Here is a 22,075-nt window from a genome sequence, read left to right as displayed (position 1 = left end):
CTCACCGCGGCCGCGGCGATCGCCGCCTGGCTGCTGATCTTCGCCGTCCGCGAGCACCGCGCGAAGGAGGCCCGTCGATGACCACCCTCATCCACCGCGCCGGCACCGAGTCCGCAGAGACCCGCACCGACGCCGACAAGACCGGCCCCGAGTCCGGCACCACCACCTCGATCACGGACACCACCACGACCGACACAGCGAAGACCGACACCGCGACGGCCACCGACGCCGCCACGGCCGACGCCTCGTCCGGCGCCCGCCGCAAGGGGACCCAGGCCGACGGCATGGCCGTGGCCTCCTTCATTCTCGGCCTCGTCGGCCTGCTGGTCATGAACCTCGTCCTCGGCCCGCTGTCCCTGGTCCTGGGCGCCGTGGCCCTCCACCGGGGCACCGGCCGGCGCGGCCGCGCCCTCCTCGGCATGGCCCTCGGCGCCGCGGACCTCGTCGTCCTGGCCGCCATCGTCACCGTCGACGGCACGGTCAGCTGGAACTTCCCCGTGTGACCCGGGCTCTCCACGGGGCCGCGCCACGCCGCCACGGGAACGGGAGAAACCCCCGACCACCCAGCGGCGAGACCGGGCGCGACCCCATCCGCTACCCTGTTCACGGCCAGCCGATGGTGCGTACACCGCCCGCCGCGACCCACGTCCGGGGCGCACCGCACCACCACTGACCGCCCGCCTCCGTAGCTCAGGGGATAGAGCACCGCTCTCCTAAAGCGGGTGTCGCAGGTTCGAATCCTGCCGGGGGCACCAGCGCGAAGGTCCCGACCGGTTCGGTCGGGACCTTCGGCGTGTGGGCGGCGGAAGCGTTTTGGCAACCGGCTTGGGTGCTATGGGTGGTTGAGGCATCGGTTAGGCGGATCCGGTCTATGGAACGGGAGTTCGTACGCTGCTCCAGTGATCTTGCCGGGAGCGGGCAAGCCGCGGGCGAATACCCCAGTCCGGCGGGGTTAGGTGGATACGTGGCAAGTGAACTCTTCACGCGCCCGCGTGTCTTCGGTACCGGATCCCGCGGGACCCGTATCCGGAGCCGCCCCCGAGGCCGTACCGGCGCCAACGGGGCCGCTGTTCAACAGCTCCATGCTGCCCGACCCCCACGCATCATTCTTCGCATCGGGGTGCCGAGGTCGATAACGTGACAACCGAGATCCGGCCGGGAACCGTGGCCCGAGCGGTCCGCACCGTCCGCGCCGTGCCGCTCACCGTGAGCATCACCCTCGCCACCGCGCAGCGGGTGCTGCAGCAGATCGTCCGCGACCGCGGCAGCGTCGCGCTCATGCTGGCGACCCCCTGCATGCTGATGGTGATCGTCAAGCTGATGTTCGATGACGCGGACGGCGCCTTCGAGCGCATCGGCCCGCAGGTCTTCGGGATCTTCCCGCTCATCGTGATGTACCTGGTCGCCTCGGTCTCGACGCTGCGGAAGCGCACTTCGGGCACCGCCGAGCGGCTGCTCACCATGCCGGCGCAGCGGCTGGACATCGTGCTCGGCTACAGCCTGGCCTTCGGATTCCTGGCGCTGCTCCAGGCCGTGCTGGCGACGCTGCTCGCCGTGGGGCCGCTGGGGCTGGACATCAAGGGCCCGCCGCATCTGCTCATGATCATCGCGATGCTGGGCGCACTCCTCGGGCTGGCGCTGGGCCTGTTGGTCAGCGCCTTCGCGCGCAACGAGCGCCAGGCGGTGCAGTTCCTGCCGGCCGGGGTGCTGCCGCAGTTCCTCGTGTGCGGCCTCTTCGTACCGCGCGAGGAGATGAGCGACGGGCTGGCGGCGCTGGCGAAGGTGATGCCGATGACGTACGCGGTGCAGGCCGCCGGCGAGGCCGCCACCCACGACGGGGTGACCGGCATCTTCGTACGGGACGCGCTGCTGATCCTGGGGTGCGTGATCGTCGTCCTGCTGGCCGGCGCGGCCACGCTCAAGCGGTGAGCGCGGCGCGCCCCTGGGCAGGCGACCGCTCAGCGCTGCCCCGTACGACAGCGAGGGCTGCCCCCGAACAGCAGCGGCGACTGCGCCCTACGACAGCGAGGTGGGCCCGGCACGAGTGCCGGGCCCACCTCACCGCGTTGTGCCACTGCGGACTGCGGTCCCTCAGTAGCCGCCGCCCGAGGTGTTCCAGCCGAACCCGCCGTTGACCTGGCCCTGCGCCGGGAACGTGAACGGGCCCATCTGGATCGGGCGGCCGCCGGGGCCCTCGTCGTAGGGGTCGGCGGACATCGACGCAGACGCGGGCGAGGCGGCCAGCGCGGACGGAGCGGCGCCACACGTCGCGAGGGCGGCAGCGATCACGGATGCGGCCGCGGCACGTCGCAGGAACGATATGAATTCCCCTTGGAGGGGAAACGGAGGATATCTGCCGGACACCGGAACTCTATTAGTGGCGACGACACCATTCATGGGGTTCCTCACGTTTCCGCGTTTCTTCCCTCGAAGGAGGAGAGCGCACCGGGCCGATGACCCGACACCCGAAAATCGCTTTTCGTGAAAGCACAGAAATCCACCCACCGACTGTTTCCGCGTGTGTCCGGTGGCGAATTCCGCGCCGACGAGTGAGGCTGTGAGGCGAATACGACGGTAACGCGTACGGGCGGGAGCGGCAGCGAATGGTCGGGCGGCCGGAAAGGCGAGGAAACACCTCGCGGCGCGAACGGGTACTGCCCCTCGCGGTGCTGTTGCTGGCAATGACCGCACCGGCGGCCGCCGGTGCGTCCTTTCCGTACCCGGCAGGCGCCGCTCCGTACCCGGCCGGCACCGCGGGCCGCACCGGGCAAGCGGAAACCGCGGACCGCATGTCCCTTCCGGACCGCGGCCGTTCGTCGTCGGCCGTCCTGCGGCTCGTCAACGACCGGCGCGCGCAGGCCGGCTGCCGCCCGGTGCGCGAGCACCCCGCGCTGGCGCGGGCGGCGCAGCGGCAGAGCGCGCACATGGCCCGCACGGAGACCCTCACGCACAGCGGCCCGGGCGGGCGCCGGCCGGGCGGTCGGCTCGCGGCAGCGGGGTACCGCTGGAGCCGCGTCGGCGAGGACCTGGCCCAGGGGCAGCCGGACGCGGCCACGGTCGTACGGGAGTGGATGCGCAGCCCCGGGCACCGCCGGACCCTGCTCACGTGCGCGTACGAGCACGCCGGCGTGGGCGTCACCGGCAGCGGCCGGGAGGGGCCGTGGTGGACGGTCCTGCTCGCGTCGCGCCGCTAGGCGCGGCAGCCACCAGAAGCGCCTCCAGTCCCCCTCCAGCCCCCGGCCCGGGTCCGGGCGCCCCGGCCCGTTCACAGGCCTCCGTACGCCCTCACAGACCCATCCCGTACGCCCTCACAGCCCCAGCAGCGCGTCGTCCTACCACCACGCCACCGTCGGCAGTCCGCGTGGCGCCGAGCGGTCGTCGTCCGCCGGCTTCTCGGCCCACTCCAGGGGAGCGTCGTCCATCGGGTCCGGGACGTGTCCCAGGCTCAGGTACCGCGGCACCCGGAGGCCCCACTCCGCGTTGCCCCTGATGCCGTACCGCAGTCCCTGCAAGTGGGTGGCCAGCTCCAGTCCGGCCCCCGGGCGCACCTTGTCGTGCACCTCCATGAAGCGCAGCGGCACCCGGTCCCGAAGACGCGTGGCGGTGGTGACGGCTTCGTGGAGCGACAGCCCCTGGTGGTGCATCAGCACGCTGTAGACGTTCTGGTCGGTCTGCCCCCGGACCAGCTCCTTGCACAGGGAGTGGCGGTCGTTGTCCAGCGCGGCGACCATGATGGCCATCTCGGTGAGTGCGCGGACGGTCGGCCGCTCCATGTCCTGCGCGGGCACCTCGTGGCCGGTGGCGATCTCCAGCATGGCGAACGTCGGCTCACCGCCCGCCGCCAGCACCCGCATCGCGGGGTACTCGTCCAGGTCCGGCATGCGGCCGAGCGCGGCGTTGCCGACCTGCCAGGTCACGCCGGAGAGCCAGGCCCGGTGGGCGGCGATGAAGCGCCGTACCTGGAGCGGGCTGCCGAGGGACCTGAAGGCGGCGCCGATCTCCTGAAGGGCCGGCACGAAGCCCTCGCCCTCGTCCCGGGCCGTGGGAGCCTCCAGGGCGCGCTGGACGCGGCCCGCGAGGGCGCTGAACGGGCGGGCCGGGTGCTGAACGGGCCGCTGTCGCAACGGTTGTCGTCGAAGGCGAAGCCCCAGTACACCCACAGCGACGTCCAGAGCAGGCGGTCGTCGGTGGCGGCATCGGGGGCGAACCGGGCGAAGAATTCGGTGCTGCGGGTGGCGACGGTCCAGGCCCGCTCCTCGTCGGCCGCGCACATGGGGCTGCGCCGGATCCACTCCTTGGCCCGTTCGTCGACGAGGTGGGCGCGCGGGTGCCTGGCGGCCTCCAGCGGGCAGAAGATCAGCGGGAGATCGATCTCATTGACGGTGACTGCCATGACCGGCACCTCTTGCGCTGGACGGCGACGGCACGAAAGGCCTCATCCTCCATCCGACAACACAGGTTGACCGTGACCTACATGCATGTGGCAGCCATTACCCCTTAACAGGGCAGAAAGCGACCGATGTTGACGCTCGGGCGCCGGGCGCCGGGCGACGACGTCGAGGCTCAGGCGCCGGGCGCCTCGTCCGCCGCGCCGCCGCCCTCCTGCGTACCGCCCTCGCCTTCGCCCTCCTGATTGTCGATCTGCGTGATGGCCCACCGGGCCCAGTCACGGGACGCGGGGAGCATGTGGAGGCCGAAGCCGGCGGCCAGGTGCCCAAAGGCGAGCGGGTCGGGCAGGACGCCGTCGTGCACATCGGCGCCCGTGGACTCGACCAGCGCGGTCAGGGCGTCGAGGTCGCGCTGGGCCGCCGCGGCGTAGTCCGCGAGCACGCTGCGCGCCTCCTTCGGGTCGAGCGCGAAGAGGAGGAAGAGCCGCAGCACGAACTCGTTGCGGACCACGGGGGTGCGGGGCGGGTTCAGCAGCCACTGCCGCAGGTCCGCACGGCCCGCCTCGGTGATCGCGTACGTCTTGCGGCCGCGCGCGCCCTCCTCGACGACCTCGGCGAGACCGTCGGCGGCCAGCCGGTTGAGCTCTTGGTAGACCTGGTTGTGCTTGGCGTGCCAGGCATAGCGGTCCAGGCTCCGCTCGAACTTCTTGGTCAGCTCGTACCCGCTGCCCGCCTCATCGGCCAGCAGCCCCAGCAGTGCGTACCGCAGCGACATCGCGTCTCTCCGCCCTTCTCCTTGCCTCGATCATCCTAGCTCAACGACATGTAGAAGTTGACACGTGCCAGCCAACGTGTCACTTTCTACATGTCGAAGTTGAGCGCAGGCAGCGCCATCCGGCGGTACGCGCCAGAAGGCGACGACGGCCACGGATGGCACGCGCACGGAGGGACTGCCCAGGGGGATGGACGACGCGATGACCGACAGGACGACACGGATATCCGGCACCGCCGGAGACGGGGCGGAGCGCGCACCCTCGGGGGCGGAGGCCCGGCCGCTGACCCTCTCGGGCCACCTCGCACCCGTACCGGACGAGATCGACGCGTACGACCTTCCGGTCAGCGGCACGCTGCCCCCGGAACTGCGCGGCCGCTACCTCCGTAACGGCCCGAACCCGCTCCCCGGGAGGGGCGGCGGGCACTGGTTCCTCGGGCACGGAATGCTGCACGGCATACGGATCGCCGACGGCCGCGCCGAGTGGTACCGGAACCGCTGGGTGCGCACGACCCACCTCGCCGGCATCCCGGCCACCCGCCCCGACGGCACTCGCGACCTGGCGAACAACCCGGCCAACACGCACGTCATCGAGCACGGCGGCCGGCTGCTCGCCCTGTGCGAGAGCGGCCTGCCGCACCGGGTGACGCCCGACCTCGACACGGTCGGGCCGGAGGACTTCGGGGGCCGGCTGCGCACCGCCATGACGGCGCACCCGAAGGAGGACCCGGCCACCGGAGAGCTGCACTTCTTCGGGTACGCGCCGACGCCCCCGTATGTCACGTACCACCGGATGTCGGCCGCCGGGGAGCTGGAACACAGCCGTGTGATCGACGTTCCGGCGCCGACGATGATGCACGACTTCGCGCTCACCGAGCGGTACGTGATCTGGCTCGACCTGCCCGTCACCTTCGACGCGGCGCTGCGCGGCAAGGGCATGCCGATGCGCTGGAACGACGCGTACGGCGCCCGGCTGGGCGTGATGGAGCGGTCCGGCGAAGCTCCGGTGCGGTGGTTCGACATCGAGCCCTGCTACGTGTTCCACGTCGGCAACGCCCGGGAGGACGCGGCGGGGCGGATCGTGCTGGACGCCGTGCGGTACGACCGCGCCACGTTCAACAGCCTGTGGGCAGCGATCGACGGCGAGAGCGCCGGCCAGGCGCCCCCTGCCTCCGGGACAGGTCTGCCGACCGCCTCCGGGGCGGCGGGATCGGTGCTCTACCGGTGGACGCTCGACCCGGCAACCGGGGCGGTCAGCGAGGCTGCGCTGGACGACCTCTCGGTCGAGTTCCCGACGCTGCACGCCGGGCACGTGGGGCGCGCCCACCGGTACCTGTACCTGGCCGCAGACGCGCCGAGCGGCGCGGTGGTGCGCTACGACGTGACCACCGGGGAGCGGCACACGCACGACGTCGGCCCGGACCGAGCGGTCGGTGAGGCGGTGTTCGTCCCGGCCCGGGACGCACGCGCCGAGGACGAGGGCTGGCTCCTGTCGATCGTCACCGACCGCACGGGTACCGGCTCCGAGCTGCTCGTCCTGGACGCCACCAACGTCACCGCGCCCCCGGTCGCCTCGATCCGGCTGCCCCGCGCGGTCCCCGCGGGCTTCCACGGCTCCTGGATCGCCGACGACGGGCACGGCGACGCGGACGGGCACAGGCACAGCGACGCGGACGAGGCCGGAAACGGGCACGAAGCCGGCCCCGGAAACGAAGCCGGACGATGAGCGCATCCCTTACATCCCTTCACCACGACAGGCAGCGAGGAGCCGGAACAATGCACACGGGGGCGAAGACCATGGATCCGAACACGGCAGCGGGGGTATCCGAGAGCCCTGGCACGGAGGAGACCGCGACCGCCGCACGAGGGGGCGAGCGGTGGTGGAGCGGCCTCGGGGACATGTTCTCCACGCTCTTCTGGGACATCGGCCTGTCGATCGCCGTGTACTACCTCCTGCGGGCGTGCGGCGTCGGCGTGTACCCCTCGATGCTGGGCGCCACGGTCGCCGCCGCGCTCCGCGTCGTCTACGTGGCGGTCCTCCCCCGCCGCTTCGATGTGTTCGCGGCGTTCATGCTCTCCGTGTGGGGCATCGGTCTGCTGCTGTCCTTCGTGAGCGGTGACGCGCGCTTCGTCCTGGCCAAGGACTCGGTGCCGACCGGCCTGGCCGGGCTGATCTTCCTCGGCACGGCGGTGGCCGGGCGCCCGATGATCTACGCGGTCGTACGGCGCACCCAGGGACGCACACCGCGCGCGCTCGCCGACCTGGAACGACGCTGGACCACCGAACCGGCGTTCCGGCGCACCCTCACAGTCATGACCTGCGTCTGGGGCATCGGCATGCTGGCCGAGGCCGTCGTCAGGCTCCCGATGATCTACCTGCTCCCGGTCGACGCGGCCACCGGCCTCTCGGGCCTCCTGCAACTGTCGACCTTCGGCCTCCTGACCGTCTACACGGTGATCCACCGCAAGTGGGCCACCCGCCACCCGCGGCACTGACCCCGCGGACACACCGGGCGGCGGGGTACGCCACCCGCGGCACTGACCCCGCCGCCCTGTGTGGATGCCACCGCGTGTGAGTCGGGCGGCCGCGTTCCGTGACCGTGACGTGCGCTGGCCTCGTTTCGTCCGGGGCGCGTCGGCGGGGCCGGTTTGTCCTCGCTGTTATGACCTCGCTCACGAGGCTTTGGCCAACGGCCGGTGTGCTCGGCGGGAGTTATCCACAGGCTCAGCGGCGGGGTGGTCATGGCTCGTAAGCTGCCAGACATGAACGACGTGGACGGTGGACTGGACGAAGCTCCGGGGGTCGCGGGCGCAGGCGCCGGCCCGGGCGGAGGCGAGGGTGCGCGGACCGGTGGGGCGCCGGGCGGTGAGGCGCTGGAGGTCCTGCACCGGGTCTTCGGCTACGACGCGTTCCGCGGCAGCCAGCAGGAGATCGTCGATCATGTCATCGGCGGCGGTGACGCGGTCGTGCTCATGCCGACCGGCGGCGGCAAGTCGCTCTGCTACCAGATCCCCTCGCTCGTGCGCCCCGGCACGGGCGTCGTCATCTCTCCGCTGATCGCGCTGATGCAGGACCAGGTCGACGCGCTGCGGGCGGTCGGCGTCCGCGCCGGGTTCCTCAATTCCACGCAGGACCTGGAGGAGCGCCGCCTGGTCGAGGCGGAGTTCCTCGCCGGCGAGCTGGACCTCCTCTACCTCGCGCCGGAGCGGCTGCGCGTGGAGCAGACCCTCGGCCTGCTGGAGCGCGGGAAGATCTCCCTCTTCGCCATCGACGAGGCGCACTGCGTCGCCCAGTGGGGCCACGACTTCCGCCCCGACTACCTCGCCCTGTCGATGCTCCACGAGCGCTGGCCCGACGTGCCGCGGATCGCGCTCACCGCCACGGCCACCGAGGCCACCCACACCGAGATCACCTCGCGGCTGCGCATGGAGCAGGCCCGGCACTTCGTGGCCAGCTTCGACCGGCCCAACATCCAGTACCGCATCGCGGCCAAGAGCGAGCCGAAGAAGCAGCTGCTGGAGCTGTTGCGCACGGAGCACCCCGGGGACGCCGGCATCGTGTACTGCCTCTCCCGCGCCTCGGTGGAGAAGACCGCCCAGTTCCTGGTGCAGAACGGCATCGACGCGGTGCCGTACCACGCCGGGCTGGACGCGCAGGTCCGCGCGCGCCACCAGTCCCGCTTCCTCCGCGAGGACGGCCTCGTGGTCGTCGCGACGATCGCGTTCGGCATGGGCATCGACAAGCCGGACGTGCGCTTCGTGGCGCACCTGGACCTGCCCAAGTCGGTGGAGGGGTACTACCAGGAGACCGGCCGCGCCGGGCGGGACGGCCTGCCGTCCACGGCCTGGCTGGCCTACGGCCTGCAGGACGTGGTCCAGCAACGGAAGATGATCGACGGCTCCGAGGGCGACGAGGCGCACCGGCGGCGGCTGGCGTCCCACCTCGACGCGATGCTCGCGCTGTGCGAGACGGTGGAGTGCCGGCGGGTGCGGCTGCTCGCCTACTTCGGCCAGGAGAGCAAGCCGTGCGGCAACTGCGACACCTGCCTGGCCCCGCCGCAGAGCTGGGACGGCACAGTGCCCGCCCAGAAGCTGCTGTCGACGATCGTCCGGCTGCAGCGCGAGCGCGGGCAGAAGTTCGGCACGGGCCAGATCGTCGACATCCTGATGGGGCGCAAGACCGCCAAGGTCATCCAGTTCGACCATGACGCGCTCAGCGTGTTCGGGATCGGCGCCGACCTGCGGGAGGCGGACTGGCGAGGTGTTGTACGGCAGTTGCTGGCGCAGCAGCTGCTGGCCGTCGAGGGTGACTACGGCACGCTGGTACTCACCGGGACCAGCGGCGAGGTGCTGCGCGGCGAGCGCCAGGTCCCGATGCGGAGGGAGCCGGAGAGGCCCGCGCGCGCGGCGCGGACGAAGACCGCGAAGGGCAAGCGGGCGCCGGTGGACCTGCCGGCGGAGTTGGTGCCGGTCTTCGAGTCGCTGCGGGCCTGGCGCGGGCAGACGGCCAAGGAGCAGGGCGTCCCGGCGTACGTGATCTTCCACGACGCCACGCTCCGCGAGATCGCCACGGCCCGGCCGTCCACCGTCGCCGAGCTGGGCACGGTCAACGGCGTCGGCGAGAACAAGCTCGCGAAGTACGGCGAGGCCATCCTGGAGGTGCTGGCCGACGGGCCGAGCGCTACGGGGGCGGCGAGCCCCACGGGGGCGAGCTCCGAGAGGGCGAACTCCGAGGGGGCATCCGACAGCGGACGAGCAGGCGGCGCCCGGGCCGGTGGTGGACAGGCCGGTGGTGGACGGGGCGGTGGTGGACGGGGCGGCAACGGTCCGGGGGCGGCTTCCTCAGGTACGGCTGCTGCGGGCGCCGGGCGGCCCGCCGCCCCGGAGGCCGACTGGGACTGGGACATGGAAGAGCCGCCGGCGGAAGAGGACCGTGAGGGCGCCTATGGATGAGTCACGCTTGTAGGCCGCCCTCAGGTGAGTCGGTCGCTCTTGGGTGAGCCGCCCCTAGAGGGGCCGCCCTGGAGGAACCGGCGCGTCGATGAGGCGGCGCGTCGATGAGGCGGGCCGGGGGCTTCAGTCGTTGCAGTGGCCCGGGCGGGCGTAGACGGAGACGCGGGCGCCGGTGACGTCGCGGCTGGCGCAGCGCTCAAATGCGTCGCGGAGGACCGTGCGCTTGGTGTTCTCCCGGGAGTCCTCGTCCTCCGGCTCGCCACGGGGGTCGCCGAGCACGACGATGCGCTCGTCGGCGCGCATCCGGGCCTCGATGCGGTCGGCGGACACCTCCGTGCCGTACAGGGATCCGGAGGCCGCCGGTGACCGGGACAGCGCCAGGTCGGTCAGGCCGCGGAACCGCTCCGGTTCGGACAGCGTCCACACCCGCCGCCGGGCCGGCATGAAGAGCAGCCCGTCGCCGGGCTTCGCCACCTCCCGCACGGCCCGGACCACGGCGGTGGCGTCGTCCTTGCGGCTCTCGGGGTCGCGCAGATGGACGGAGACGGGCAGCAGTCCCGCCAGTACGGCCACCAGCGCCCACACCGTCCGCCGACGCACCCGCACCGCCGCCCCCCGGGCGGCCTCCGATCCGCCCCCTGCGCCGCCGCCCGCGGCGCACCCCACGTCGTTGCCCGCGCCATCGCCCGCGCCACCATCCGCGCCGCCGCCCCTCAGCGGCCGTAGCGCACGGTCCAGGGCGGCGCCTGCCAGGAGGGCGAAGCCGATCACGTAGTAGAGGACGTAGCGGTCGACGTACACCGGCTTGAGGTGCGAGAGCAGCATCAGCGCGGCCTGCGGGACGATCAGCAGCGGTACGGCGAGGGGCCGCAGCCGGACCGGCCCCCGGGTCCGTACCGGTACGCGCGCGCAGAGGACGCCCACGACCGCCAGCACCGCGAAGGTCAGCAGCTGCACGGGGTCGGGCCACAGGATCCAGCTGAGCTGAGCCGACTGGCCCGCGCTGAACAGCGCCGGCGGCGCCAGCCCGACGACCACCACGCCGGCGGCGACGAGCCAGGTGCGGCGGACCGCGGCGCGCGCGGCACTCGGTACGCCGGCCAGAACGACCGTCACGCCGTGTGCCGCGAGCACCAGCACCGCGAACTCGTGCAGCAGACAGGCGACGAGCGTCACGACCGCGTACCCCGCCCACCGGCGCCGCGCGGCCCCGGGCACGCGGAACAGCCCGAGCCACGAGGGCGCGACGGGCCCCACGGCAGCGCTCGCGTCGAGGGCGCGGACGAGGAGGTACGTGGACCACGTGACCAGCGCGCAGACCAGCGCGTACGACCGGCCTTCCTGCCCGTACTCCTGGACCAGCGGCAGCACCGGGAAGACCAGCCCCGCCGCGATGCCGGCGCGACGTCCGGCCACCCGCGCCCCCAGGAGCGCGACCCCGGCCGCCGCCGCGGTCATCGCCAGCGCGGACGGCAGCCGCAGGGTCGTCACACCGCCGCCGAACACGGCGAACAGGCCATGCATGAAGAGGTAGTAGAGGCCGTGTACGGCGTCGACGTGCTGCAGCGTGTGCCACAGGTCGGGGAGGCTGCGGTGCGCCATGTCGTACGTGACGACCTCGTCCCGCCAGATGCTGCCCCCGCGGCGGATGCCCCACAGGCCGAGCGCGAGCGCCAGCGCACACGGAGCCGCCACGATCCTCACCCAGGGCGCCGCTTCGGCACGCGGGAGGCCCGCGGCCGGCCGGGCGTTCAACGCGGTACCTATGACGGACTCCTGAGTGACCTTGGTGGCCTTGGCGGCCTTGGCGACCTGAGTGAGGGAACCGGGGCTCGCGCCACGGGCCTACGAGCCAGGGAGCGACCTTTGGGCCCTGCAGCGCCGCTTCACATTACCGCCCGGCTGCCGTACCGGGATGAATCGCCCCTGTTCCGCCGAACGTCCCGAAGGTCTCCGAACCTCTCCGAACGTCTCCGAACACGGGAGGGGCCGCTCGCATCCGGTGCGAGCGGCCCCTCCCGGCCGGTTCCGACCCGTCAGCTCACGCGGGTGAGCTTGGCACCGAAGGTCGGTTCGGTCAGGCCCTTCTGGAGTTCCACGGGCACCTTCACCTGGCCGGGCCCGCTGCCCGCCGTCAGGACGCCGACCTTCGTACCCGCCTTCGCCTCGTGCGGGATGGTCTTTCCGTTGTCCGACAGCCCCAGCTTCACCGTCAGGCCGTTCCAGCCGACCGCCTTGACGTCCTCGGTCACCACGACCGGCGTGGTACCGCCGAGGCCGTCGTCGACCACGCCGACGACATCGCCCTTCTTCAGGACCGTACGGTCCTCCAGCGCGTCCTGCGTCGTGGTGAGCAGGCCCTTGCTGACGGCGTTGGCGGTGTCGATGATCGGCGTTCGGTGCTGACCGAGCACCGCGCCGACGATCAGCTGCGTCGTGTCACCGACCTGCTGACGGCCCGCGAAGAGGAGGTTGCCGCCCGCCTTCGAGGTGGAGCCGGTCTTGAGGCCGATCGCGTTGTTGTACGGCGGCAGGGTGTTGTAGTTGCGCCACTGCTTGCCGGACGGGTCCGTCCACGACGGCAGCTTGGTGATGTCGACCAGCGCCGGCATCTCCATCGCCTTCTTGCCCAGCTTCACCTGGTCCTCGGCGGTGCTGACGGTGGTCTCGATCAGACCGCTGGGGTCGGTGTAGGTGGTGTTCTTCATGCCGAGTTCCTTGGCGGTGGCGTTCATCTTCTTGACGAACGCCTCCTGGGAACCGGCGTCCCAACGGGCCAGCAGGCGGGCGATGTTGTTCGCGGACGGGATCATGACAGCGGACAGCGCGTCCTTCTGTGTGATCGTGTCGCCCTCCTTGACGGTGTCGAGCACCGACTCGTCGCCGTGCCCGGCGCCCTTCTTGCCGTCCTCCTCGGCCTGCTTGTCGATCCGGATCTTCTTCCCCGGCTTACCGGGCTTCAGCGGGTGGTCGCGCATGATGATGTACGCGGTCATCGTCTTGGCGACGCTGCCGATCGGCACCGGCTTCTGATCGCCGTACGAGCCGATCGGGCCGAGCCCGGAGACATCGACGTACGCCTGGCCCTCGGACGGCCAGGGCATCGACGGCTTGCTGCCGTCGAAGGAGTACGTGGCGTCCGCGGTCAGGGTGAGGCCCGGGTCGGGGAGCGGGCGCACGGCCTGCACGATCACGAAGACGAGCAGGAGCAGCAGGGCCAGCGGGGTCCAGATCTTGAACCGCCGCACGATCGTGCGGATCGGGGTCTCCGGCGGCGGCGGAGTGTTGGTGAGCTGCGCCAGCAGGTCGAGCGGGGGCAGCGGCTGCTGCTTCGTACGCTCGGACTCGGGCAGCGCGCCGGGGCCCGCTTCGGGGGCGGCGGACGACGACGGGGCGGCCGGCGGCTGGGGGCCGGCCGGGGACACGGCGGCCGGCATCGCGGCGGTCGCGGCCGGGTCGCCCGGCGACTTGGCGGCGTCCGCCGGGGCCTTGGCAGTGTCCGCAGGGGCCTTGGTCTTGGGAGCGTCCGTGGCGGCGCCGGACTTGCCGGTGGGCTTGGCCACGGGCTTCGGCGGCTTGACCGGCCGCTCGTCCGTCGACTTCAGCGCGACGAACTGGCTGGTCCGCTCCGAGTCCCGCTCGGCGGCCTTCTTCTCGCCCTTTTCGCCCTTGGCGGCATCGGCGTCGGCGTTCTTGTCGGCTTCGGCCGGCTTCTTGCTCTTGTCGGCTTCGGTCGACTTCTTGTCGGTCGACTGCTTATCGGCTTCGGCTGCCTTCTTGTCGTCGGTCGACTTCTTGTCAGCCGCCGGCTTCTCCGGGGAGGTGGTGGACTTGCCGTCGGACTCCGGCTCGGCGGCAGGCTTGGCGTCCTTGGGGGCGTCGGCCTTCTTGGCCCCGCCCTCGGCCTCGGACTTGCCTTCGCCCTTGTCCGCCTCCGGGGTGCCGGCCGCGGTCTTCTTCGCGGCGTCGGAGCGCTTCGGGATGGCCGCCGCCGTCGCCTTACGGGCCTCGGCGTCCTTCTTGGCGTCCTTCGTGCCCTTGCCGCCCTCGGCGTCCTCGGCGCCCTTCGGGGCGTCCTTGTCGGCGCCCTTCTTGGCACCCTTCGGATTCACGGCAGCAAACACTCGGGTCGCCTCGTCGGCCGGGGGCGACTTCGGGGCCAGCGTGCCGAAAACCGCCGTCGGCTGGTCCGCCTGGTCGGCGCCCTGCTTGCCCTTGGCGCCCGGCTTCCGTACGGGCAGCCCGGACTCGGCGTCCTCGCCGCCCTTCACCGCGCCCTCGCGGTCCTTCGCCGCGTCGTCGGCCTCGGCGTCAGCGGCCCCGGCGGCATCGCCCGCAGGGGCCTTCCCGGCGCCGGAGGGGCCTTCAGAGGCGCCGTCGCGCGCCTCCGCCTTCTCCGCGCCCTCCGCGCCCGCCTCGTCCTCCTGGGCGCCCTTGCCCGCCACCCAGGCGGCCACCGCCGCCTTGAGCCGGGCATCGCCCTTCTCGGGCGCGCCCTGCTCGGCGTCAGCCCCCTCGGAACCCGCCTTCTCCGCGCCCGGCTCCCCCGAAGCCGCGCCCTCCGGCTCCCTCGAATCCGGGCTCTCCGCGTCCGACTCCTCGGCGTCCGACGCCCCCGCGTCCCGCTTCCCGCCTGCGGCCTTCGTGCCGGCGGCCTTCCCACCGCCGGCCTTCCTGCCACCCGACGTCGCGTCGTCCGCCGTCGAAGCACCCGCCTTCGGGGCATCCGACCCGCTCGCCTCCGAGGCGCCCGCCTTCGCGTCATCCGCCTTCGGGGCATCCGCCTTGCCGGCCTTCGGGGCGCCCTCCTTCGGGGCCTCCGAATCCGCCGCCTTCGGGGTCTCCGGCTCCGCGCCGTCCCGGTCCGTGTCCGGTGCAACCGAATCCGGCTCCGCCGACGTCTCCGTCTCCGTATCCGTCGGTGCATCGCGGAAGACCGCGAGCCGCGGATCGCGTTCGCTCCCCGCCGTCTCCCCCGACGACTGCTTCTGCTCCGACTTGTCGGGGGACTCGCCCGCCACCGGTGTCTCCTTCGTATGTCGCGCTGCTGCTGTGCCCAGTGTTGCCAAGTGTCCTGTGTGCGAGAAGCGCGGCTGCGCCGCCGCGCGGTCCCGGGCCCGCGTCCTGCTCTCGGAGGCTGTCACCCACGCAGTAGACGAGAACGACATACCTACCGGTTCCCTACCGAAACACCCACGCACTCTCGACAGATGAATGTGAGAGGGGTCACCCTGTCATTCATCCACGCGGGGAGGCATGGATGGGCAGGAGCCGCAGAACAATTCCGGAGGAGCTTCTGCTGCTCGCTTTGGACCCGGCCACGGGAACCACAGCGCAGCCGCAGTCGCTCGACCTCGGTCTGGCCGGGGCCCAGCTAGTGGAGCTGGCTCTGGCAGGACGGATAGCCCCTGACGGGGATCGTATCGCCGTGGTACTTCCACGGCCGACTGGAGATCCGACACTGGACTCCGCACTCGAGTTGCTGCGACGCCGCGGCAGCCCGGTACGCGCGGTCCACTGGATCGGCGGGCCCCGGCTGGGGCTGCGCCAGACCTACCTCACGCATCTGGAGCGGTGCGGCATGGTGCATGCCGTGGCGGGTCAGATGTGCGGGGTGCTGCCGACGACTCGCTACCAGGCGACGGACACGGCCATCAGCCGGGAAATCAGGGCCCGGCTGGACAACGCGATCCGCACCGGCGTACCCCCGGACCCGCGGACCGCGGCGCTCGCCGCACTGGCCCACGCGGTCGGTCTCGGCAAGCATCTCTACCCCGGGAACGAAGGGCGCTCGTCGCGCTCCCGCCTCCGGGACCTCATCCGGCACGACCCCATGGGCGGACTGGTCGCACACGCCGTCATGGACGTGCAGAACGGCGTCGCGGCGCAGCCGAGGCGCGCACCGGCAGCGGGGCCCGCCCCCGGAGCCGGCGGCCGGCAGCCCGCAGCCCGGGCGACGGACGGGACGCCGGGCGGCGTTCCGGTGCAGCCGCGGCGGGGCAGCATGGCCCGCGTCGGCGCCCGTTAGCCGGACGAGCAGGATCAGGACGGACAGGACTCGGCAGCGCAGGATCCGTACGACGGGCCCGGACGGACGGGCCGGCCGGACGCGTTCAGGCGCAGGTCGCAGGACGGACAGCAGCAGGACGGACATCGGCAGGACGCCGCCGACCCCAGGGCGGCACCGGCACGAGCGGTGATCACGCGGCAGCAGCGCGCGACGGCCGCCCGAGCGGGAACCCCCGTCCGCGGCAGCGACCACGCAGCACCCCTCACCCACACCGACACCATCGGCAACGCAGCGCCCGGCGACGAACCGCCCGCCGACGCGGAGTACCCGCGGAGTACCCGGCGGCGGAACAGCCGGCGACGCAGTACCCGGCACGACACCGCAGCACCAGTACCGACATCCGTACCGACACCAGCACCGACAGCACCGTCCCCAGGTCCCGTTCGGGAGCCGCAGCAAGCGCGGGGTGGCGGGCCTGCCGTTCCGGACGACGGCAGGCCCGCCACCCCGCGTGCATGTCCGGGGCCGGACGGGACCGGGCCGGACCGGAACGGGACCGGAGAGGGCGAGACAGGACCGGAGAGGGCCGGAGAGGGCCGGACGGGGCCGTTCCGGAGCCCGGCGCCCGGGCGGGGCCCGAGCGCCCCTGGACGGGCCGCACGCCCGCGCAGGCGGGTCCCACGCCGCGTACGGATTCGCGTACCGCTCACCGGGCGCCGCGACGCGTCCGTACGCGCTCCCGGTATCCGCCCGTACGTCGCAGTGGCGGGGTCCGGCCCACCGCATCCCGTAGCGCCTCTCATACCCGCACCTACCTTGTCCGGCCATTTCCCAGCGCGGCGCCGACCGGTGGTGGCAATCTGCTGAACAGGAAAAAACAGCAGTCCGGAGCCGGAGGTGCACGTCCCGTGGCGTCCAATGTGAATCCGACCGTCAGGCGTCGCCGGTTGGGCCAGGAGCTGCGCAGGCTCCGGGAGCTCAAGGGCATGACCGCGGAGGAGGTCGCGGAGCGGCTGCTGGTCTCGCAATCGAAGATCAGCAGGCTGGAGAACGGGCGTCGCAGCATCAGCCAGCGCGACGTCCGCGATCTCTGCGGCGTGTACGAAGTCGAGGATCACCGCATCGTCGATTCGCTGATGCAGATGGCGAAGGACTCCCGCCAGCAGGGCTGGTGGCACGCCTTCGGCGACATCCCGTACAGCGTCTACATCGGTCTGGAGACGGAGGCGGCCTCGCTGCGCGTGTACGAGTCGCTGCTCGTGCCCGGGCTGCTGCAGACGCCCGGTTACGCGGAGTCCGTGATCCCCGGCACCGTTCCGGAACTGGCGCCGGACCAGCTGGAGAAGCGCATCCAGGTGCGCATGCGGCGCCAGGAGCGGGTGAGCGAACCGCACAGCCCGCTGCGGCTGTGGGTCGTGCTGGACGAGAGTGCGCTGCGCCGCGTCGTCGGCAGCCACCTCATCATGCGCGAGCAGCTGGAACACCTCGTGGAGATGAGCAGGCTGCCGCACGTGACGGTGCAGGTGCTGCCGTACGACACCGGGGCGCACGCCGGGATGTCCGGCACGTTCTCGATCCTGGAGTTCGACGACGCGGCCGACTCCAGCGTGGTCTACATCGAGGGCGTCACGAGCGACCTGTACCTGGAGAAGACCAACGACGTGCACAAGTACACGATCATGTACGAGCACCTGCGGGCGCAGGCCCTCAATGCCGACCAGAGCCGGGAGTTCATCGCCGAGGCCGCCAAGCAGCACGCCGACAGCACGGATTGAGCCGGACCTCCCGACGGCCCCGAAGGACGCCCTCGCGGGGCTGCCCCCAGCGCTGTCACCTGGCCGGAAGGCGCTTGCTGGACGGCTGGGCGACGGGCTGCGGAAAGCCGTAAGGCGGACTTCGGAAGGGAAGTGGGGCAAGGTACACCCGCTCCACTTTCCCTGAAAAGAGATCAAGGAATATGCCATACGAATGGGTGACACACCTCTGGCGTCGGTGATGTTGGCGCGTAGCGTCATGCATACCGAATCCGCGCCAAGTCGCGGCAACCCAGAGTGAGTCGGAGTGAACATGGCCATTCAGCCCAATTCCGCATTTTCCTGGCAGAAGTCCTCGTACTCCGGTGGCAACGGAGCCTGCGTCGAGATCGCCGTGCCGGCCGTCCAGTCCATCGCGGTGCGCGACTCCAAGGACCCCGACGGTCCTCGCCTGACGTTCGACAGCGCCGCCTGGAGCACGTTCGTGGCCGAGGTCGGCGCCGGTACGTACGACCTGGCCTGAGCGGGCCGTCGTCTCACCTCTCAGAAGTCCGCGTCCTGCACACGCGTACTGCCCCTCAGCACCTCCCCGTACCGTTCCACCACCGCACAACTCCATAAGCGCATCACTGCACCACAGCACGACCGCACCACACACAATTTCATCGCTGCACCGCACCACACCGCACCACCGCAACGAGCCCTCTCGACTGGATCGCCGTCCCGGCCGAGGGGGCTCGGCCCTTTCCCCCACCGGCCCGCCCCCGTGCGAGCGCCCCGCCCGTCAGCGCAGCTGATCCACGTAGCGGTCCGTCCCCGGCACGGTCGGGATGAAGGGCGCGACCAGCTCCACCCTCCCCAGCCCGGACGCCGCCACTTCGGTGTCCAGCCCCTCGAAGGTGTGCGCCCAGCAGTCCCGCGGGTCCGCCTCCAGGAACCACAGCAGCGTCAGCCGGGTGTCCACGCCCGCCACCTGCGCCACGTACGCCATCCGGTCGGCCGGCAGCGGCGTCGGCCGGAAGACCGTGACGAGCGCCGTCCGTGAGCCCGCGAGCCGGGCCGGCAGCTGCCGCGTCCGCAGCCACTCCAGCAGTTCGGCCCGCCGGCCGGGCTTTGCCGCGTCGATCACCTGGAGGACCAGCCCGGCGTACGGGTGGTCCAGGGCGTGGAAGTCGCGCGGCCCGGCGGCGCCGTCCCGGTACACGGTCGCCTCGTGGTCCTGGAAGGCCGTGAAGACGTGGGTACGGGCCTGGTGGACCCGGTCGTCGCTGTTGAGGCGGCGGTTGATGGCCACCGTCCAGCGCATGTGGTCGTCGTAGCGGCCCTCGGTGAGCCAGTACGTGGACAGGTAACAGCCGGCCGTGACCGGCCGGGCCACCGCCGACGGGTCCGGGTAGCGCAGGAGTTGCAGGTCGCGGGTGGCGACCCAGCGGCGTCCCGCGAAGATCCACGGCATGGCCATCGCGCCGGCGATGAAGTGGTCGTCCTCGTACCAGCGGTTGTAGGCGTGCTCCTGGCCGGGGTGCGGCTCGACCATGGTGATCAGCGCGTGCCCGGGGCGCACTCCGTACGGCCCGACGGCGGCCAGTTCCCCGTACGTTCCGCTCCTGGTGTCTTCGGTCATGGGCACAGGTGTAGCTGACACAGCGTCAGATGGGGAGGGGCGCGTCGGCACCGGAGCGGGCGGGGGGGGGCGCCGCCCGCGGGCGCCCAGGATGTGGAAAGCCGTGCACGCCGGGCGGATACCCGCATAAGCTCCGTGCCCTCTGCAGCTAACGTCTGTTAACGACGTTGGCGCGGGACGAGTGAATGGAGTCTGCCGTCATGCCGGAAACCGCCACCGCATCCACCCTCGCCGCCGCGGCGCCCGTTCCCGGGCTGGCCGGGCGGGCGTCGCGGACGGGGGCCTCGCCCGTACGGGAGATCCTGGCGCTGACCGCACGGCCCGAGGTGATCTCGTTCGCCGGCGGGCTGCCCGCGCCGGAGCTGTTCGACGCGGCCGGCATGGCCGAGGCCTTCGGGCGGGTGCTGGCCGACCGGCCGCGGCAGGTGCTCCAGTACTCCACCACCGAGGGCGACCCGGCGCTGCGCGGGATCGTCGCCGAGCGGGCCACCGGGCGCGGTCTGCCCACGGACGCCGACGACGTACTGATCACCACCGGCTCGCAGCAGGGCCTCACCCTGCTGTCGACCGGGCTGCTGGAGCCGGGCGACACGGTCGTGGTCGAGGACCCGTGCTACCTCGCGGCTCTGCAGATCTTCTCGTTCGCGGGCGCCCGGGTCGTGCCCGTGCCCTGCGACGACGACGGGCTGATCCCCGAGGCGCTGGACGAGATCGTGGCCCGGGAGCGGCCGAAGCTGCTCTACACCGTGCCGACGTTCCAGAATCCGTCGGGGCGCACGTTGCCCGCCGAGCGCCGGACCGCGATCGGTGCGGTCGCCGCGCGCCGCGGCATGTGGATCGTGGAGGACGACCCGTACGGGGAGCTGCGCTTCGAGGGCGAGGCGGTGCCGTGGGTGGCGACGTTCCCGGGGGCCGAGGACCGTACGGCGCTGCTCGGGTCGTTCTCCAAGATCCTGGCGCCCGGGCTGCGGCTGGGCTGGCTGCGGGCGCCGGCCGCGCTGCGGCGCGCCTGTGTGATCGCCAAGCAGGCGGCGGACCTGCACACGTCCACGGTCGACCAGGCGGCGACGGCGCACTACCTGACCCACGCGGACCTGGCCGGGCACCTGGAGCGGGTGTGCGGCGCCTACCGGGAGCGGCGGGACGCGCTGCTGGCGGGGCTGGCGGACGCGCTGCCTGAGGGGTCGCGCTGGAACCGGCCGGCGGGCGGGATGTTCGTCTGGGCGCAGCTGCCCGCCGGGTACGACGCGACGGAGCTGCTGCCGTCGGTGGTCGAGCACGACGTGGCGTACGTGCCCGGGGCGCCGTTCTTCGCCGGCCCTGCCGACGCGGGTGCCATGCGGCTGTCCTTCGTGACGCACTCCCCGGAGGAGATCCGGGAGGGGCTGCGGCGGCTGGGCGCGGCGCTCCGCTGAGGTGACTCCGGTAGCGCCGTGTGCGGCCATGTTCTGGTGATACGCACCGGGCGGCGCCGGGGCGGGTGCCACTGGCAGCACCCTTCCGTGACGGTCCCCTCCGGTCCTACGCTGACGACCCGTCAGCACGGGACCGGAGGGGATTCGCATGCTCCTGCAGGGCAAGACCGTGATCGTGTCGGGCGTGGGGCCGGGGCTGGGGTTCCGGGTCGCGGAGGCCTGCGTACGGGACGGGGCCTCCGTCGTGCTGGGCGCGCGTACGGAGGAGCGGCTCGCGGCGTGCGCCGAGCGCATCGATCCGGCGGGCGGGTGGACGGCCTGGCGGGTGACCGACATCGGGGACGAGGCGCAGTGCACGGCCCTTGCGGGGCTCGCGGAGGAACGGTTCGGCGGGGTGGACGCGGTGGTCCACGTGGCCGCGCTGGACGGGCACTTCGGCGGGCTGGGCGACGCGGACTTCGACGAGTGGCAGCGGGTGGTGGACGTCAACCTGTTCGGGACGCTGCGGATGACGCGGGCCTGCCTGCCGTCGATGCGGGCGCGCGGCGGCGGCTCGGTCGTGATGATCGGCACCCAGTCGTCGGTGGCGGCGCCCTCGCAGGTGCGGCAGGCGGCGTACGCGGCGTCCAAGGGGGCACTGGTCTCCGCGATGTACTCGCTGGCGCGGGAACTGGGCCCGGACCGGATCCGGGTGAACACCGTGCAGCCGGGCTGGATGTGGGGCCCGCCGGTCGAGGCGTACGTACGGATGACCGCGACGGCCGAAGGGATGCCGGAGGCGGCGGTGCGGGACCGGCTCGCGGAGCGCATGGCACTGCCGGAGCCGGCCACGGACGGCGATGTGGCCGAGGCGGCGGTCTTCCTCGCGTCCGACCGGGCGCGGGCCATCACGGGCCAGTCGCTGCTGGTGAACGCGGGTGAGCTGATGCGGTGACGCGCTTCGGGGCGCGCCGGACCGGCCGGGCGCCCCAAGGGCGCCCCGTACGAACAACCTCCTCTCCGCACCGCACGGGATCCCGCTCCCGTGTGGTGCCGCCGCATGCGCGGAGCCTGGCGAAGTGTCCGCTCATGGTGCGGTCGTCGTCGCGCGCACGACAACGAGGCGTGTGGTCAAGAGAGAGTAAAATCGTTCGGTTAGGTGACCCGGGTTCACATCCGT

At 72.2% G+C, this 22,075-nt stretch carries 17 protein-coding genes and 1 tRNA gene; 12 read left to right on the top strand and 6 right to left on the bottom strand.

All coding sequences use genetic code 11. The features are described from left to right. Positions 1-170: 170 nt before the first annotated feature. From ABZ840_RS14380 to ABZ840_RS14370, 3 genes are all read left to right on the top strand, one after another. The gene (locus ABZ840_RS14380) at positions 171-503 is read left to right on the top strand and encodes a hypothetical protein (protein ID WP_361558833.1); all 333 of its coding nucleotides are present in this window, start codon (positions 171-173) and stop codon (positions 501-503) included. Positions 504-679: 176 nt separating this feature from the next. Continuing rightward, positions 680-755: transfer RNA gene (locus tag ABZ840_RS14375), tRNA-Arg, on the top strand. A gap of 382 nt (positions 756-1,137) precedes the next feature. Continuing rightward, entirely contained in the window at positions 1,138-1,929 is a 792-nt protein-coding gene (locus tag ABZ840_RS14370; RefSeq protein WP_361558539.1) for an ABC transporter permease, read from the top strand. Positions 1,930-2,091: 162 nt separating this feature from the next. Here ABZ840_RS14370 and ABZ840_RS14365 read toward each other — a convergent pair whose 3' ends face one another. Beyond that, on the bottom strand, positions 2,092-2,217 hold the full coding sequence (locus tag ABZ840_RS14365; protein WP_361558536.1) for a hypothetical protein: 126 nt from the start codon (positions 2,215-2,217) through the stop codon (positions 2,092-2,094). Positions 2,218-2,789: 572 nt separating this feature from the next. Here ABZ840_RS14365 and ABZ840_RS14360 point away from each other — a divergent pair. After that, on the top strand, positions 2,790-3,194 hold the full coding sequence (locus tag ABZ840_RS14360; RefSeq protein WP_361558533.1) for a CAP domain-containing protein: 405 nt from the start codon (positions 2,790-2,792) through the stop codon (positions 3,192-3,194). Between the two features lie 138 nt (positions 3,195-3,332). On the opposite strand, the gene ABZ840_RS14355 is transcribed toward ABZ840_RS14360, so the two are convergent. Further along, positions 3,333-4,124 (bottom strand): terpene synthase family protein, encoded by a 792-nt coding sequence (locus ABZ840_RS14355; RefSeq protein WP_361558530.1) that lies wholly within the window; start codon positions 4,122-4,124, stop codon positions 3,333-3,335. A 439-nt stretch (positions 4,125-4,563) separates the two neighbouring features. After that, the gene (locus ABZ840_RS14350; protein ID WP_361558527.1) at positions 4,564-5,163 is read right to left on the bottom strand and encodes a PadR family transcriptional regulator; all 600 of its coding nucleotides are present in this window, start codon (positions 5,161-5,163) and stop codon (positions 4,564-4,566) included. Between the two features lie 199 nt (positions 5,164-5,362). On the opposite strand from ABZ840_RS14350, the gene ABZ840_RS14345 reads away from it, so the two are divergent. The 3 genes from ABZ840_RS14345 to recQ all read left to right on the top strand — a co-directional run bounded on the left by ABZ840_RS14345 (position 5,363) and on the right by recQ (position 10,113). After that, positions 5,363-6,886, top strand: coding sequence for a carotenoid oxygenase family protein (locus ABZ840_RS14345; protein WP_361558524.1), 1,524 nt, complete (start codon positions 5,363-5,365; stop codon positions 6,884-6,886). Positions 6,887-6,936: 50 nt separating this feature from the next. Continuing rightward, positions 6,937-7,656, top strand: coding sequence for a VC0807 family protein (locus ABZ840_RS14340; RefSeq protein WP_361558521.1), 720 nt, complete (start codon positions 6,937-6,939; stop codon positions 7,654-7,656). Positions 7,657-7,923: 267 nt separating this feature from the next. Beyond that, entirely contained in the window at positions 7,924-10,113 is a 2,190-nt protein-coding gene (recQ, locus tag ABZ840_RS14335) for a DNA helicase RecQ (protein WP_361558518.1), read from the top strand. Between the two features lie 123 nt (positions 10,114-10,236). Here the strand turns inward: recQ and ABZ840_RS14330 are convergent, their stop codons facing one another. Continuing rightward, a complete protein-coding gene (locus tag ABZ840_RS14330) occupies positions 10,237-11,808 on the bottom strand; it encodes a glycosyltransferase family 39 protein (RefSeq protein ID WP_361558515.1) in 1,572 nt (523 codons plus the stop codon). Positions 11,809-12,149: 341 nt separating this feature from the next. Next, complete coding sequence (locus ABZ840_RS14325; protein ID WP_361558512.1) at positions 12,150-15,134, bottom strand: hypothetical protein; 2,985 nt, start codon at positions 15,132-15,134, stop codon at positions 12,150-12,152. Positions 15,135-15,373: 239 nt separating this feature from the next. Here ABZ840_RS14325 and ABZ840_RS14320 point away from each other — a divergent pair, with 239 nt between their 5' ends. From ABZ840_RS14320 to ABZ840_RS14310, 3 genes are all read left to right on the top strand, one after another. After that, positions 15,374-16,141 (top strand): GPP34 family phosphoprotein, encoded by a 768-nt coding sequence (locus tag ABZ840_RS14320; RefSeq protein WP_361558509.1) that lies wholly within the window; start codon positions 15,374-15,376, stop codon positions 16,139-16,141. Positions 16,142-17,031: 890 nt separating this feature from the next. After that, a complete protein-coding gene (locus tag ABZ840_RS14315) occupies positions 17,032-17,898 on the top strand; it encodes a helix-turn-helix transcriptional regulator (RefSeq protein ID WP_361558506.1) in 867 nt (288 codons plus the stop codon). A gap of 292 nt (positions 17,899-18,190) precedes the next feature. Beyond that, positions 18,191-18,400, top strand: coding sequence for a DUF397 domain-containing protein (locus ABZ840_RS14310; RefSeq protein WP_361558503.1), 210 nt, complete (start codon positions 18,191-18,193; stop codon positions 18,398-18,400). Positions 18,401-18,661: 261 nt separating this feature from the next. Here the strand turns inward: ABZ840_RS14310 and ABZ840_RS14305 are convergent, their stop codons facing one another. Next, a complete protein-coding gene (locus tag ABZ840_RS14305; protein ID WP_361558500.1) occupies positions 18,662-19,501 on the bottom strand; it encodes a hypothetical protein in 840 nt (279 codons plus the stop codon). Between the two features lie 200 nt (positions 19,502-19,701). Between ABZ840_RS14305 and ABZ840_RS14300 the strand changes: the two genes are divergently transcribed. Both ABZ840_RS14300 and ABZ840_RS14295 read left to right on the top strand, forming a co-directional pair. Next, the gene (locus tag ABZ840_RS14300; protein ID WP_361558497.1) at positions 19,702-20,916 is read left to right on the top strand and encodes a PLP-dependent aminotransferase family protein; all 1,215 of its coding nucleotides are present in this window, start codon (positions 19,702-19,704) and stop codon (positions 20,914-20,916) included. A 148-nt stretch (positions 20,917-21,064) separates the two neighbouring features. Beyond that, complete coding sequence (locus tag ABZ840_RS14295; protein ID WP_361558494.1) at positions 21,065-21,850, top strand: SDR family oxidoreductase; 786 nt, start codon at positions 21,065-21,067, stop codon at positions 21,848-21,850. Positions 21,851-22,075: the final 225 nt, after the last annotated feature.

The sequence above is a fragment of the Streptomyces sp. NPDC047117 genome (genome assembly GCF_040643545.1).
GTDB lineage: Bacteria > Actinomycetota > Actinomycetes > Streptomycetales > Streptomycetaceae > Streptomyces.
This window is presented reverse-complemented; position numbering and strand designations above follow the sequence as displayed.

What these genes read in the sequence shown, in the direction of transcription:
- ABZ840_RS14365 (WP_361558536.1), bottom strand. Translation starts at nt 2,217, where the DNA reads ATGTCCGCCGACCCCTACGACGAGGGCCCCGGCGGCCGCCCGATCCAG.
- ABZ840_RS14360 (WP_361558533.1), top strand. Translation starts at nt 2,790, where the DNA reads ATGTCCCTTCCGGACCGCGGCCGTTCGTCGTCGGCCGTCCTGCGGCTC.
- ABZ840_RS14350 (WP_361558527.1), bottom strand. Translation starts at nt 5,163, where the DNA reads ATGTCGCTGCGGTACGCACTGCTGGGGCTGCTGGCCGATGAGGCGGGC.
- ABZ840_RS14345 (WP_361558524.1), top strand. Translation starts at nt 5,363, where the DNA reads ATGACCGACAGGACGACACGGATATCCGGCACCGCCGGAGACGGGGCG.
- ABZ840_RS14340 (WP_361558521.1), top strand. Translation starts at nt 6,937, where the DNA reads ATGCACACGGGGGCGAAGACCATGGATCCGAACACGGCAGCGGGGGTA.
- recQ (WP_361558518.1), top strand. Translation starts at nt 7,924, where the DNA reads ATGAACGACGTGGACGGTGGACTGGACGAAGCTCCGGGGGTCGCGGGC.
- ABZ840_RS14320 (WP_361558509.1), top strand. Translation starts at nt 15,374, where the DNA reads ATGGGCAGGAGCCGCAGAACAATTCCGGAGGAGCTTCTGCTGCTCGCT.
- ABZ840_RS14310 (WP_361558503.1), top strand. Translation starts at nt 18,191, where the DNA reads ATGGCCATTCAGCCCAATTCCGCATTTTCCTGGCAGAAGTCCTCGTAC.
- ABZ840_RS14305 (WP_361558500.1), bottom strand. Translation starts at nt 19,501, where the DNA reads ATGACCGAAGACACCAGGAGCGGAACGTACGGGGAACTGGCCGCCGTC.
- ABZ840_RS14300 (WP_361558497.1), top strand. Translation starts at nt 19,702, where the DNA reads ATGCCGGAAACCGCCACCGCATCCACCCTCGCCGCCGCGGCGCCCGTT.
- ABZ840_RS14295 (WP_361558494.1), top strand. Translation starts at nt 21,065, where the DNA reads ATGCTCCTGCAGGGCAAGACCGTGATCGTGTCGGGCGTGGGGCCGGGG.